This is a genomic window from Chryseobacterium sp. FG46 (assembly GCF_057809135.1).
This window is the reverse complement of sequence record NZ_JBMDJJ010000036.1, coordinates 21,884-35,777: the sequence shown is the minus strand read 5'-3', so window position 1 is coordinate 35,777 and position 13,894 is coordinate 21,884. Positions and strand designations below refer to the sequence as shown.

Below are 13,894 nucleotides of genomic sequence, written 5' to 3'. Positions count from 1 at the left end.
GAGCAATACACTTTTAATGTATGGGTCCTGGGTTCGAATCCCAGCCGGGTCACAAGTTTACTGAAAAGTAAATTTTTTTCATATTAATATTTTGTGATTTGGTGTTTCAAAGGCTTCCTTCAGGAGGCCTTTGATTTTTGTATGAAGTCATATTATAGCACCAAGCGCAAAAGTTGGATCAAGCGGATTAAGCGCAAAAGTTGGGGACTAAGCAAAAGGTTGAGTTATCTGAAATAAAAATCCCCAACTGTATTTAATAGCCGGGGAGTTATATTTTTTATAATTCCGAAAGGTTAGTCCAGGTGCATATTGTCAATTAATCTGACACCATCTACTACCACTACGATGAAGGCCCTGAAATTTCTGTCTTTATAGAAAAAATCAGTCTCCTGTAATGTGTTTTCATCGGCAATCAGAAAGTATTCAAGCTTCATACCCTGCTGATCATCAAAGATATCGGCTACTCTTTCCTTGATTTCTGGAATACTAACGGTTCTGAACCAGTCATTTACTTTTTTTAAAGTCTCGTAAATTACTTTAGAAGCTTCTTTTCGGTCTTCATGAAGTCTTTGATTTCTTGAGCTTAGTGCCAGTCCGTTTTCTGCCCTGTAAATAGGAACTCCGGTTATTTTAACAGGAAGATGTTTTTTCTCCACCATTTTTTTAATAATAGCAAGCTGCTGAAAGTCTTTTTCACCAAAATAAGCATTGTCAGGCTGTACCTGTCTGAAAAGCTCTTCTACAACAGTTCCTACGCCGTCAAAATGACCCGGCCTTGATTTTCCTTCCATCTCATTTTCCAATCCATCAAAATCATATCGCTGGCTTTCAGCTTTCTCAGGGTAAATATCTGCTACCTCCGGAATATAAACTGCGTCTACAAGGCCGGAATTCTGAAGGATAAGTATATCTCTGTTAACATCTCTTGGGTATTTTTCAAGATCTTCAGGATTGTTGAACTGGGTTGGATTTACAAAAATTGAAGAGATTACAAGATCATTTTCTTTTCTTGCCTCTTCATACAGAGAAAGATGGCCATTGTGCAGAGCACCCATAGTAGGGGCAAAGCCAATTCTTTTTCCCATTTCTTTCTGTCTTTCAATGAAATCCTGAAGGACTTTTCTGTTTTTTAGAACTTCCATAGTTTATTTTAATACTATTTCAAAAATACTAAAAATATCGCATAATAATATGGGGTTTTAATAATTTGAAAAGGGAATTTTCGTAAAAAAATGTTAATTAAAATAATGTTGGATGTTTTTTTGTAATTTTGCACATTAAAGCATTTTTACAAAAATTAGATAGAAAGTTTATGCCGAATCAAAAAATACTGTACATTACTACAGAGATGTATCCATATCAGGAAGATACAAATATGGCTGCAGTGGTAAACAAAATGGCACTTAAGATGCACCAAGAAGGCAATGATGTAAGAGTTTTTATGCCAAGATTTGGACAAATAAGTGAGAGAAAATTCCAGCTTCATGAAGTAATCCGTCTTTCAGGGATGAATATTATTATCAATGATCTGGATCAGCCTCTGATCATTAAAGTAGCGTCTCTTCCGGGGGAAAGACTTCAGGTCTACTTTATTGACAATGAAGAATACTTCAAAAGAAAACAATATTATTTCGATGATGAAGGAAACCCTTTCGAAGACAATGACGAAAGAGCTATTTTCTTTGCCAGAGGAGTTATTGAAACCATTAAGAAACTAAACTGGGTGCCGGATGTTATCCATTTAAATGGATGGATGTCTTCTTTTGTTCCAATTTATCTTAAAACTTACTACGAATCAGATACTTATTTCAAGGATGCGAAAATTGTACTTTCTCTTTACAATGAGAAAGACGCTGAATTGGACAAAAAGATTGATGAAAAGCTACAGTTTGATAATATTTCCGGATTAAAAGCGTTAGATAATCCAACTATTAAAAGTTTTGTTATCGAGAGTATGAACTATGTAGATGCCGTTGTAAAAGGTGACGAGTTTCTGGATGAAGACCTGGATAAGGCTTTCAACGAAACAGCAGCCCAGAAATCGGAATATCTGGACATAGATTCTATAAATCAACTTTATTAAAAACACATTTTTAATGACTCATAATCTTAAAAAGACATTCGCCATAATTTTGATGGCGTTTTTCGGAAGTACATTCCTTCATAACTGTGAACCGGACCCGGATTCTCTTGGTGAGCAGCTGTTTAATGGTGATGCGGCGCAAGGTAACGAAATTGCATATCCTGTTATAGCATACAATTATAACAACAACGATTCAATCCGAAGTGATGCTGCCAGATTGATCAGTGGGGTGAACGAATCTGGTGCAGCTTCTTATGTAGGTGTTCTTGGAGCTTTTACTGAAAGCCAGTTTGGAATGCAGAGAGCTTCTTATGTTACTCAGTTGAGAATGCCGGTAGATAATTATGACTTTAACGGAGCGAATCCAAAAGTAGATTCTGTAGTTCTTGTAGTGAGACCACCTGCCAATACAGCTGCGAACACCTATTTCTTTGAAGGTGATTCATTAAAAACAAATACATACACAAAAGCTGATTTTCCGGTAGACGGAGTAGCTACAGAAGTTTCTATTGAGAAAAAAACTTATCCTGTTCGCAAATACGGGAAAATAGGGGGTGCTTCAAAATCAATGAAAATCAATGTGCATGAAATAACTACTTTCTTAGATACAAATGACGACAAGTTCAAACGTTCCAATGTATCAGTAAATACTGGTGAACTGTTGGGATCAGGAGTATTTGACGGTAACATCAGTTCTACATCTATCACTAAAAAATCTGACAACTCAGTTGTATTTACCGGAAACTTAGGATTCAGAATGAAATTGAGTAATACAAACTTTTTCCAGACTCATATTCTTGATAAAAAGGGAAAACCTGAGCTTCAGGATGCTGCTAACTTTATCAGATATTTTAAAGGAATAAAAATTTCTGTGGATGAAACGGATAAATATCTTTACCAGTTCTCTCCTAATGATTTGCAGCTTATCATGTATTATAAATATGATAAAACGGATAACGGAACAACAACAAGACCGCAGACAACACTTAGTTTCAACTTAGGAGGGGCTAATGCTCATATCGGACTGTTTGAATATAACAGAACCGGATCTGCTGTTAAAGACGCAGTGGACAATAGTAATTCTGATCAGGGGGATGCTAGACTTTTTGTTCAGGGAATGGGAGGTCCTTCTGTTGTAGTAAAAATTAAGGATGAGACAATTGCAGACCTTAAGAAGATCTATGTTGAAAAGAAAGCAGGTATTGTAAGTGCTAAAATCAGAATCTATCTTGATGCTGCAACATGGAAAAATACCGGCTCTACTGAAGATCGCAGGTTTACGCTGTTAACCAATACATTAGATGCTAATGGTAAAATTGATTACAAAAAACTGGCGTTCACTTCAGATCTGACAAACGGACTTGGACTATATTATTATAAAGAAAATCTTGGTTATTATGATTTTGTAGTAACCAAAACAATCAAGGATCTTGTGGAAGGGAAGAAGGAAACAGTAGATGGAACTGAACAGCTGATCGTTAATAAACCATTAATAATTACTGCAGGAACATTTGCTGCCAATGCTACAGGAACCCTTTTGGGAGTTCGTAATACGACAAGAGCATTTGATATGAACAGGATTATTCTTACAGGAGTAGATAAAACAAATACGAATCCGAAGAGAATCCAGCTAATGGTGACTTACGGAACGAAAAAGTAGAACACAACAAACAACACTATACAAAATAAAATATGTGCGGAATAGTAGGATATACAGGTTTTCAAGACGCTTATGAAATTGTAATTAATGGTCTTAGAAGATTGGAATATAGAGGGTATGACAGTGCCGGAATTGTTTTAGAAGGTTCAGATAACAAGCTGGAAGTAGAAAAAACAAAAGGTAAAGTGGAGGATTTGGTGAATATTTCCAAAGAGCTAAAAGGAAAGTCTAAAATTGGAATGGGACATACCCGTTGGGCAACCCACGGAGTTCCAAGTGACAGAAATTCCCACCCGCACTTGTCAAACAACGGAAAAATTGCAATTGTACATAATGGTATCATTGAAAACTATGATACCATTAAAACAATGCTTACTGAAAAAGGATTTACTTTCAAGTCAGAAACAGATACAGAAGTACTGGTAAACCTTATCCAGTATTTTATGGATCTTAATCCGGATATCGACTTCCCAACTGCAGTGAGATATGCATTGAATGAAGTATATGGAGCATATGCAATTACGGTACTTCATGAAGATTATCCCGGTGTATTGGTAGTAGGAAGATTAGGGTCTCCTTTGGCAATCGGAATCGGAGATAAAGAATATTTTATTGCATCTGATGCTTCCCCTTTCGTAGAATTTACAAAAGAAGCTATATATCTTGAAGAAGGACATATGGCAACAATATCTCTGGAAAACGGAGTAGATATCAGAACGATCAATGAAAACTCTAAGATTAAGCCGGAAATTCAGGAGCTTAAATTAAGTCTTGAACAAATTGAGAAAGGTGGATACGAGCACTTCATGCTTAAAGAAATCTTTGAACAGCCTAAATCTGTACATGATACCATGAGAGGTAGGCTTCTTGTAGATGAGGGAGTAATTAAAATGGCTGGAATCTGGGATCATGTTGAGAGATTCAAAAATGCTAACAGAATTATTATCATTGCTTGTGGTACTTCATGGCATGCAGGTCTTATCGGAGAATATCTGATAGAAGAATATGCAAGAATTCCTGTGGAAGTAGAATATGCATCAGAGTTCAGATACAGAAACCCTATCATTACAGATAAAGATGTGGTGATTGCTATTTCTCAGTCCGGAGAAACTGCCGATACAATGGCTGCTTTAAAATTAGCTAAAGAAAAAGGTGCATTTATATATGGTATATGTAATGTTGTAGATTCTTCAATTGCAAGAATTACAGATGCTGGTTCGTATACCCATGCTGGTCCGGAAATCGGTGTTGCTTCTACCAAAGCATTTACGGCGCAGCTTACCATTCTTAGTTTAATTGCACTTAAATTAGGAAAACACAACGGAAACTTAGGAAACGCTGAGTTTATGAGCTTAATTGCTGAGCTTGATGCTATGCCTAAGAAAATTGAAGAAGTGTTGAGTAGTACCCATGAGCTTACGCAGAATATTGCAAAAGATTTTGTGAAAGCTACCAATTTCCTTTATCTGGGAAGAGGATACAATTATCCTGCAGCCCTAGAAGGAGCATTAAAACTAAAAGAAATTTCTTATATCCATGCAGAAGGATACCCGGCTGCAGAAATGAAACACGGTCCGATTGCCCTGATCGATGAAAACATGCCAATTGTTATTATAGCACCTAGAAAAGGACACTATGATAAAATTGTAAGTAACGTTCAGGAAATTAAAGCGAGAAAAGGAAAAATTATCGCTGTAGTTAATAAAGGAGACCGTCAGGTGAGCGAAATGGCAGATTATGTTATCGAAATCCCTGAAACTTCAGAATGTTTCTCTCCAATCGTTGCTTCCGTACCTCTGCAACTGCTTGCTTATTATATTGCAGTATATAGAGGAGCCAACGTAGATCAACCGAGAAACCTTGCTAAATCTGTTACCGTGGAATAAAAAGTTGTTGTAAATAAAATAAATTTAGATTTCTTCCGTTATTTCAAAAAAAATCTTAAAAGTTTCTTAAAAAAATTATATATTTACGGCTTAATTATAAAAATTAACATGAAAAGGATATTTCTTTTATTATTGTCTGCGTCGGTAGCATCGGTATCTTGTTCAGGTGGTGGCAGCTCTTCTGTAGGGAAGCCAGGAACAAAAGGAGAATTGATACCAAGAGAAAAAACTAAATCATTTGTTGCGGAAAGACCATACGGAATGGTTGCAATTCCTGCAGGTTCGTTTGTTGCTGGTTTAGCAGACCAGGATCCGACAAATACTCCTGAAAAAGCAGCATTGAAGACAGTTACTGTTTCTTCTTTCTTCATGGATGAAGCAGAAACTACCAACTCAGAGTACAGAGTATTTATCAATTATGTAAGAGACTCTATCGCAAGAACTTTACTAGCCGAAGCTGCCGGAGAAGGTGGTGATGAAGGCGGACGTAAAGGAGCAAGCATAGGAGATTATGCATACCTTGCTAAAAAAGAAGAAAATTTAACACCTTATCAAGAATATATGGAAGGCCAGGGGGGCCGTGAAGACGGAAGTTATGATGCCAGCAAAAGATTAGATTGGAAAATCCCTTTACACTGGAGCACATCAAAATATCCGGATGTAGAATACGCAGAAGTTTTAGAATCTATGTATCTGCCTTCTTCTTCAAGAATTGGAAACGAAAGAATTTTAGATGTAAGCAAGCTGAAATATACTTACCGTTGGGGAGATATGGACGCTGCTGTTGCAGATAACGAAAGAGGAGCTAACTACCTGAAAAGCGAAAGTATCGCGATCTATCCTGATACTACAGTTTGGGTAAAAGATTTCCACTTTGCTTATAATGAGCCATTGTTTGAACAGTATTTCTGGCACAAGGCTTACAAAGACTATCCTGTTGTTGGGGTTACCTGGGATCAGGCAAGGGCTTATTGTAACTTCAGATCTAAATTGAAAACAGATTACAACGAAAGTTTAAAAAGAAAAAAACAAAGACCATTAGAGTTCCGTCTTCCAACAGAAACTGAATGGGAATATGCTGCAAGAGGAGGTATGCAAAATGCTACTTACCCTTGGGGTGGTCCATATTTAATGGATGACAGAGGTTGCTATCTGGCTAACTTTAAGCCGAAGAGAGGTAACTACATGGAAGACGAGAAAAAAGGTACTTATACATATACAGCTCCAGTTAAGAAATTTAAGAAAAATGGGTTTGGGTTATTTGATATGGCTGGAAACGTTTCTGAGTGGACACTATCTTCATTTAACAATTCTTCTTCAGGATTCTCTTCTACATTAAATCCTTCTACTAAAGATAAAAAGGATACGAAGAAATCTGTAAGAGGTGGATCTTGGAAAGATATAGGATATGCACTAATGACAGGTGCTAGAGATTGGGAAAGAAAAGATTCCGCAAGAAGCTATATCGGATTCAGAACTGTACAGGATATTCCTGAAGCAGCAGTTAAACCAAGAAGAGTTAACAGATAACGAATCAGACAATTATTTTTCAATAACAATTTTATTTAACATTAAAAAAACTAACTCAATATGTTTAAGACTAAAGATGCTTGGATGAATTTCTTTTATTCATTCGGTGCTGCAATTGTAATTCTTGGAGCTTGGCTTAAAATTACTCACATTACCTTGGGACCTATTAATGGTAATATCGCTCTTACCGTAGGACTTATTACTGAGGCGATTATCTTTATCATCTTTGCATTTGACCCTCCAAAATCAGAAGAGTCTTATGCCTGGGAAAATGTTTATCCTGAGTTATTAGATAAACATGCTAATCCAAACCCATTACACTCTAATGTATCTTCTAGAAATAATAATGCAGCAGCTCAATTTGCTGAATTAGAAAACTCTCTTTCTAACAAATTGGATAAAATGCTTGAAGATGCCAGATTAGATGTTCAATTATTTGAAAGATTGAGAACAGGAATTGATAAATTTTCAAACTCTGTTGATCAGATCAATCAAACTGTTGACGTATCTGCTTCTACTCACAAATATAACGATCAATTAAATAAAGCGGCTCAGCACATGGAAAGCATGAATGCTCTTTATGCAATGCAGCTTGAAAGCGGTAAGAGACAATCTGAATTTGCTAACAAGTATGTTGCTGATATGCAGAAATCTGCAGAGCAATCTGAAAAATTCAACCAAGAGCTACAAGGTTTAACATCTAATCTTAATAACTTAAATAGAGTTTATGGTGGTATGCTAACTGCTATGAAGTCTTAATTCCTAACCATTTCTAAATTTAACTACTTAATCAAAAAACAAAGAAAAGAGAATGGCACAAGGAAAACAGACCCCTCGTCAGAAGATGATCAACCTGATGTATTTGGTGTTCATCGCGATGATGGCCCTAAATATTGATGCAGAAATCATCAGATCATACTATGACTCTACCAGAGCATTGAATGAAACCAGAACTTTAACAGAAAAAAAGAACGAGAAGATCTTTGAAAGAACGTTGGAAGCTAAGGCTCAGCAAGTTCCGGATACTTATGCACAGCCTTGGGCTCAGTACAAAGTATTGAAAGCCAAAATTGATGCATTGGTAAAATCAGCTCAGGATGTTAAAGATTTGTTGAAGAAACAATCTGAGTTTCATGACAAAGATCCTAAAACTGGAAAAGATATTGATGTAAGTGAAAACTTTGCTGCATTGAACAACAACGAAGCAACTACTGAATATTTCTTCAAAGAAGGAGATGAAAATACTCCATCAAAGAATGCATTAGACCTGAAAGCTAAAATTGATGACGTAAGAAACTACATCAATGCTACTTTTGGAAACAATGCTCAGTTACAGGATTTAGTAGCAAGAGCTAACAAGTCTCTAATTGCAGAATATCCTAAAGGAACATCTCCAAATGAGAAAACTTGGTTCCAAAATAAATTTTATCATCAGCCGCTAATTGCTGCAATATCTAACTTGGAGATTATCCAAAATGATGCCAGAAATGTTCAGTCTGATGCATTGGCACTATTACTTCAGGAAAAAGTAGATGCGAGTATTAAATTCTCAAGCTATGAGCCTATCGTTTCAGGTCCGGTTGATATCCAGGCAGGAAAACAGGCAGAAGTAAAAGTAATGTTAGGTACTTATTCTAATAGTAATAAGATCAGCATTTCCGGAGTAAGTAAAGTAGAAAACGGTAAAGGTTCAATCGCTATTTCAGGTTCTGGAATTGGTGAACATAAATTAGGAGGTACTATTACATTAACAGATGCTTCAGGTAAGCCACAGTCTTTCCCTTGGACACATACATACAATGTAATTGCAGGACCAAGAGAAGTAAAACTTGAAAAAGGATTATTGCTTTCTGCTGATAAAATGAATGTAATGTACAGAGGACTTGAGAACCCTGTTTCAGGATCAATCTTAGGTGCTGACAATTCTAAACTTTCATTATCTGCTCCAGGTGCAGCTGTAAGAAGTACCGGCCCAGGAAAATGGATTGTAAAACCAACTTCTGGTAATACCGTTAAACTGACATTATCAGGAACAGATCCTTATGGAAAATCTGTATCTCAGGTATTTGAATATAGAATTAAGAATGTACCACCACCGCAAGGTCAGATCAGAGGAAGTAGCATCGTATCTATGCCTGCCACTTCTATCCAGAATCAAACGGTACAGGCAGCAATTCCTGACTTCGACTTCCCTGTGTCATTTACTGTAACTCAGTTTATGGTGAGAGTACCAGGTAGAGCAGCATTACTTGTTCACGGGAATTCATTAAATGATGCAGCCGGATTAGTGAAAAACCTTAGATCAGGAGACGTAGTTTCTGTCTTTGATATTAAAGTTACTGCTCAAGGTTTAGATGGTCAGGTTATTAAAAATATTACTCCTATAATCATTAACATTCCATAGGACTAAAATTGTAATTTATTATGAAAAAATATATTAGCACCCTTTTAGTATTAGTTTCGGGATTTGCTTTTTCCCAGACTATTCTGAATGCATCCTCTCCGGAAGAGTTCAGACAGATGAGAGCAGAAAATAAACAGAAAGTTGGTGATACTATTGTAGATAAAACAGTAAAGCCTCTTGAGTATGGTTTTGTAGAAGATAAAGATATCTTTAAAAGTATGTTTGTATGGGAGATTATTGATATGAATGATAAGATCAACCAGCCATTCTATTATGATAATCCGGATGGGCTTCTTTCTTCTCCTACAAGATCTTTATATCAGTTACTGCTTGATGCAGCTTTAAGCGGAAAGATCCAGCAGGTATATGATGATGAAAACTTTACGGTAAAACTTTCTCCTGAAGGAATTCAGAAAAGATTAGAAAAAGTAATCATCAATGACGCTGCTATTGATATCTTAAACTCTGGAAGACAACTTACAGAAGCAGAAAAGAAACAATATACTGACGTATTTAAGACAACTACCGATAAAGTAAAAGTTCTTAAAATCATGGGTATGTGGTTTATTGATAAGAGAGACGGACAAATGAAATACAGACCTCTGGGTATTGCTGCAATGGGACCAGATCCTGCCGTACAGGGAGTTATTGGTCCAGATGGTAAGCCTATTGCAAGTAACGATGAGCTTATTGACCTGTTCTGGATCTATTATCCAAGTGCCCGTGATGTTTTAGCAAACAATTTTGTCTTCAACAGAAAAAATTCATCTGCTGACTTATCTTTCGATGATGTGATCAATGCAAGAAGATTCTCTTCTATCATTTATAAGTCTTCAGCAGGTTTAGGAGACGGTACTATTAAGGATTATATTCCTAAGAATGCCGATGAACAACTGGAAGAAAGCGATAGAATCAAAGCACAGATTCTTGAAATGGAAAATGATATGTGGAATTACTAGATTTCACTTGATATTTATAGAAAACCTGAGTACTTTTACTCAGGTTTTTTTTATTATGAAAAATGTAGATTATATTATTGTAGGAGATGGATATGCAGGGCTTTTCTTAGCTCATCAGCTAATTAAAAATAACAAATCTTTTGTGATCTTTACGGAAGGAAGAAAAAGTGCTTCTCAGGTTTCAGCAGGAATTATCAATCCTGTTGTACTGAAGAAGTTTACCACATTCTGGAAAGCGCAGGAACAAATAGATTTTCTTAAAGACAGTCTTAAAGAAATAGAATCATATACCGGAGAAAATTATTTAATCAATGTTCCTATTCACAGAATTTTTCATGATGAGAACGAGCAGAGTTTATGGTTGAAAAAATCAGGAAATGAAGAATTGTCCCATTTTCTTGATCAAAATTTCGATCGTTTAAATGTAGTAAAAAACGATTTTCTTACCGGAAAGGTTAATCAGTCTGCAAGACTTAATGTTAATGGATTTTTCAATGGTTTATTCAATTATTTTGAAAAAAATGATCATCTGGTAAAAGAAAAATTCGATTATTCAAAATTGAACCCATCCGAATCGATATATAAGGATTTTAATTTCAAAAATATTATTTTCTGTGAAGGAATGGGAGTGAAAGATAATCCCTACTTTTCAGAGATCACAGTAAACCCGAACAAAGGTCATCATATAAAAGTGAAACTGTCACAACCGATACCGGAAAACATAACGATTAAAAAGAAACACTTTTTATTCCCAACCGGAAACGGCCTGTATTTTTATGGAGGAACTTATGACAGAGAACAGCTTCATCACCATATTGATGAATCAGCAGTTGCACAATTAGTGAAAGGACTTTCAGAATTTTATCCTTATGATTTTGAAGTGGAGGAAGTACATTTTGGATTTCGTCCAACTGTAAAAGACAGAAGACCTATTATAGGAAGGCATGAAACGTTCGGTAATCTATATGTCTTTAATGGGCTTGGAGCCCGTGGTATTCTTAATGGATGCTATTTTTCAAGAGATTTGTTCCGTTTTATGGAAGAAGATACTCCATTGCATGCAGAAGTTTCATTGAACAGATTTCAATAGTGTATCTTAGTGTTAATTTCCAAACTAAAAATCTATGGATGAAAATATTTTAGGTATCGTTGCCGGAATTCTTACTTCCGTTTCAATGATTCCACAGCTTATAAAGGTGATCAGAGAAAAGAATGTAGAGGATATTTCTTTACTCATGCTTCTGGTTCTGATTTCTGGACTCTCTTTATGGGTATGGTATGGCTTTGAAAAAGACGAATTACCTATTATTGTATCCAATGCATTTGCCGTTCTGGTGAATATCAGCCTTCTGATCTGTTATATAATGTACAACAAGAAAAAATAGCAATATCAATATAAAAATACGCCTCATCATGATGAGGCGTATCTTATTTTTTATGTAAGTGAGATTCAATTACTGAAGTACAAATTTAGCTAAAGGAGCCATTCTTGCTTTGTTTAAAGTAAGTGTATTTCCATTTACAGAGTAATTGTCTGCTGCAAGAATTGCTTTGGTGAATTGATTTTCAATATCAAGATCTTCACAAGCCATCATGGTAGACATTCCCTGATTGAATTTAATTCTCATTATGTCCGGTTTGATCTCAAATGTTCCTCCTAAACCATTACATCCGGCATGCCCCTGATATCTCATTCCCTCCATTTCAAGCTTGAAATAAGGATTATTTTTAGGATTCTTCAGTTCAATCGGCTTCCCGTTAAGCTCTGTAAGTTTCCATGTTTTTCCTGTAATATCAGTAGTTGTTTTTTGAGCATTTTGTGTTTTACATGAAACAACTAAAAATGTTGCAATAACAAGTGCCGATAAATAATAATATAAACTTCTCATAATGCTTTATTTTTTTAATGTGAATTGCTAATCCCTATGCTAATACGATGCCATTTTTGCGGGACCAGACTCTTTTTTTACCTGTTTAAGATGGAACAGAACCATATCAACATTTTTTTTCAGGAAGGTGATATTACCCTTAATATCAGAATATTGATACTCTTCATTGGAGGCCGTATATTCAGGTAAAGCATCACTTTTTTTAAGGTCAAAAGTTTTGCCGTTTAAATGTATTGTTGCTGTATTTTTGGTGTTGTTGATCGTTACTTCTATTTTTTCTCCATAACTGTCAACATACACATTTTTTGAAATGTCATCTGTATTTTCCGGAGCAGCAGTAACGGTTTCAGCTTCTTTTCCGGGATGTTTACACGCTGTTAGGGAAATAATAGTCAATCCGAAAAGGACTGGTAATAATAATTTTTTCATAGTGATAAGTGATTTTAAAGTGTTTCATGAATTATGATGTTAATGCTATATAAATTTACAAATATTTTTAATAAATATATGTTAATTTTTCATAAACTAACAGAAAATTAAAGTTTTATATAATTTAACTCACTGCTTTTATAAACAAAATTCAGGAAACAAAAAGTAATAATTATTGTGGATAATTAAGAATAAACGTTGTTAATTCAGGGTTTTTTAACGAACTAGTTTTCAGTAGTATAATCTTGTTTTTTTTCATTTCTCATTTGTTGTGTTAATTTTCGGCAAAAATAACTCAAAAAGAGGAGATTAACAATAAGGTAATGTTAATAAACTGAAATTATGATAAAGTTTAGATTGGAGGAGTGGATTTATCAAAATAAAGGACCTGGCCACTTAAAAATGTTCAAAAAAGCAACAACTTAAAAATTAAAATTTCCTTAAATCAACAAATGTGGCTTACTTTTTGAAAATTTAAATCAGCACAGATGGAGGATTCAAATTGCTTGAATTATGCTTAAATAAAGGAAATGTTAAAAACTTTCCAGACTTTTATTTTCAGGTATTTTAAAGGAGAGTTAAATTTTGTTAATCTGCTATGATAGTATCATAATCTGGGTGTACATTTGCGACTTCAAAATGAGAAACTTTATAGTATATTTTTTAACCGGTCTTTTTCTGCTCTTTGTAGTAGAAAGCAGACTTGATGTTAAAACGCTCCGAAATGACTATAACGGTCATGTTTCTCATCATATGCCGAAAAAAGCCAACCGACTGAATCAGACTTTTGAAAAACTCTCTGTTCAGCAAATGGCCGATAGTGTAGACAATTCCACTTTAGAACTTACCGAAAATGATTTCCAGCTGTCTGATGTATGGCAGGCTATTGTTGTATTTGCCGGAGTTTTCAGTCTTGTCTATATTTTTGGGTTAAAAAGCTATAAACGGTCAAAACCGGATATTCATGGCTTTGTTCTTGGTTTAGCAACCAAAAGATTTATTCTTATCCGTTCCATTAGAATTTAAAAATTCTCCGTTCTATTTATTTTTCTGC

The 13,894-nt window shown here is 35.2% G+C and carries 13 protein-coding genes; 10 read left to right on the top strand and 3 right to left on the bottom strand.

The window, feature by feature from the left end; genetic code table 11:
* Positions 1-293: 293 nt before the first annotated feature.
* The gene (gene panC / locus ACODR7_RS19410; RefSeq protein WP_488841671.1) at positions 294-1,142 is read right to left on the bottom strand and encodes a pantoate--beta-alanine ligase; all 849 of its coding nucleotides are present in this window, start codon (positions 1,140-1,142) and stop codon (positions 294-296) included.
* 170 nt (positions 1,143-1,312) lie between these two features.
* Between panC and ACODR7_RS19405 the strand changes: the two genes are divergently transcribed.
* From ACODR7_RS19405 to ACODR7_RS19365, 9 genes are all read left to right on the top strand, one after another.
* Positions 1,313-2,083: a glycogen/starch synthase gene (locus ACODR7_RS19405; RefSeq protein WP_076596713.1), complete on the top strand. Its 771-nt coding sequence runs from the start codon at positions 1,313-1,315 to the stop codon at positions 2,081-2,083.
* Between the two features lie 13 nt (positions 2,084-2,096).
* Positions 2,097-3,743 (top strand): DUF4270 family protein, encoded by a 1,647-nt coding sequence (locus ACODR7_RS19400; RefSeq protein WP_488841669.1) that lies wholly within the window; start codon positions 2,097-2,099, stop codon positions 3,741-3,743.
* A 32-nt stretch (positions 3,744-3,775) separates the two neighbouring features.
* Positions 3,776-5,629, top strand: a complete 1,854-nt coding sequence (glmS, locus tag ACODR7_RS19395) for a glutamine--fructose-6-phosphate transaminase (isomerizing) (protein ID WP_488841667.1) — start codon at positions 3,776-3,778, stop codon at positions 5,627-5,629.
* A gap of 108 nt (positions 5,630-5,737) precedes the next feature.
* Positions 5,738-7,159, top strand: coding sequence for a T9SS ring complex lipoprotein PorK/GldK (porK, locus tag ACODR7_RS19390; RefSeq protein WP_488841665.1), 1,422 nt, complete (start codon positions 5,738-5,740; stop codon positions 7,157-7,159).
* A gap of 60 nt (positions 7,160-7,219) precedes the next feature.
* Positions 7,220-7,918: a type IX secretion system motor protein PorL/GldL gene (gene porL, locus ACODR7_RS19385; protein WP_047428085.1), complete on the top strand. Its 699-nt coding sequence runs from the start codon at positions 7,220-7,222 to the stop codon at positions 7,916-7,918.
* Positions 7,919-7,970: 52 nt separating this feature from the next.
* Positions 7,971-9,563 carry a type IX secretion system motor protein PorM/GldM gene (gene porM / locus ACODR7_RS19380; RefSeq protein ID WP_488841663.1) on the top strand — a complete coding sequence of 531 codons (1,593 nt, stop codon included), beginning with the start codon at positions 7,971-7,973 and terminating at the stop codon, positions 9,561-9,563.
* A gap of 20 nt (positions 9,564-9,583) precedes the next feature.
* On the top strand, positions 9,584-10,522 hold the full coding sequence (gene porN / locus ACODR7_RS19375) for a type IX secretion system ring subunit PorN/GldN (protein ID WP_488841661.1): 939 nt from the start codon (positions 9,584-9,586) through the stop codon (positions 10,520-10,522).
* A gap of 55 nt (positions 10,523-10,577) precedes the next feature.
* Complete coding sequence (locus tag ACODR7_RS19370) at positions 10,578-11,612, top strand: NAD(P)/FAD-dependent oxidoreductase (RefSeq protein ID WP_488841659.1); 1,035 nt, start codon at positions 10,578-10,580, stop codon at positions 11,610-11,612.
* Between the two features lie 34 nt (positions 11,613-11,646).
* Positions 11,647-11,907 (top strand): SemiSWEET transporter, encoded by a 261-nt coding sequence (locus ACODR7_RS19365; RefSeq protein ID WP_488841657.1) that lies wholly within the window; start codon positions 11,647-11,649, stop codon positions 11,905-11,907.
* Between the two features lie 69 nt (positions 11,908-11,976).
* Here the strand turns inward: ACODR7_RS19365 and ACODR7_RS19360 are convergent, their stop codons facing one another.
* On the bottom strand, positions 11,977-12,411 hold the full coding sequence (locus tag ACODR7_RS19360) for an META domain-containing protein (RefSeq protein ID WP_488841655.1): 435 nt from the start codon (positions 12,409-12,411) through the stop codon (positions 11,977-11,979).
* A 39-nt stretch (positions 12,412-12,450) separates the two neighbouring features.
* Positions 12,451-12,840 (bottom strand): multicopper oxidase domain-containing protein, encoded by a 390-nt coding sequence (locus ACODR7_RS19355; protein WP_488841653.1) that lies wholly within the window; start codon positions 12,838-12,840, stop codon positions 12,451-12,453.
* Positions 12,841-13,479: 639 nt separating this feature from the next.
* Here ACODR7_RS19355 and ACODR7_RS19350 point away from each other — a divergent pair.
* Positions 13,480-13,866, top strand: coding sequence for a hypothetical protein (locus tag ACODR7_RS19350; RefSeq protein WP_488841651.1), 387 nt, complete (start codon positions 13,480-13,482; stop codon positions 13,864-13,866).
* Positions 13,867-13,894: the final 28 nt, after the last annotated feature.

Excerpts from the sequence above, each read along its gene's own strand:
- porM (WP_488841663.1), top strand. The coding sequence starts at position 7,971 with ATGGCACAAGGAAAACAGACCCCTCGTCAGAAGATGATCAACCTGATG.
- porL (WP_047428085.1), top strand. The coding sequence starts at position 7,220 with ATGTTTAAGACTAAAGATGCTTGGATGAATTTCTTTTATTCATTCGGT.
- ACODR7_RS19360 (WP_488841655.1), bottom strand. The coding sequence starts at position 12,411 with ATGAGAAGTTTATATTATTATTTATCGGCACTTGTTATTGCAACATTT.
- glmS (WP_488841667.1), top strand. The coding sequence starts at position 3,776 with ATGTGCGGAATAGTAGGATATACAGGTTTTCAAGACGCTTATGAAATT.
- porN (WP_488841661.1), top strand. The coding sequence starts at position 9,584 with ATGAAAAAATATATTAGCACCCTTTTAGTATTAGTTTCGGGATTTGCT.
- ACODR7_RS19405 (WP_076596713.1), top strand. The coding sequence starts at position 1,313 with ATGCCGAATCAAAAAATACTGTACATTACTACAGAGATGTATCCATAT.
- ACODR7_RS19370 (WP_488841659.1), top strand. The coding sequence starts at position 10,578 with ATGAAAAATGTAGATTATATTATTGTAGGAGATGGATATGCAGGGCTT.
- ACODR7_RS19365 (WP_488841657.1), top strand. The coding sequence starts at position 11,647 with ATGGATGAAAATATTTTAGGTATCGTTGCCGGAATTCTTACTTCCGTT.
- ACODR7_RS19350 (WP_488841651.1), top strand. The coding sequence starts at position 13,480 with ATGAGAAACTTTATAGTATATTTTTTAACCGGTCTTTTTCTGCTCTTT.
- porK (WP_488841665.1), top strand. The coding sequence starts at position 5,738 with ATGAAAAGGATATTTCTTTTATTATTGTCTGCGTCGGTAGCATCGGTA.
- panC (WP_488841671.1), bottom strand. The coding sequence starts at position 1,142 with ATGGAAGTTCTAAAAAACAGAAAAGTCCTTCAGGATTTCATTGAAAGA.
- ACODR7_RS19355 (WP_488841653.1), bottom strand. The coding sequence starts at position 12,840 with ATGAAAAAATTATTATTACCAGTCCTTTTCGGATTGACTATTATTTCC.
- ACODR7_RS19400 (WP_488841669.1), top strand. The coding sequence starts at position 2,097 with ATGACTCATAATCTTAAAAAGACATTCGCCATAATTTTGATGGCGTTT.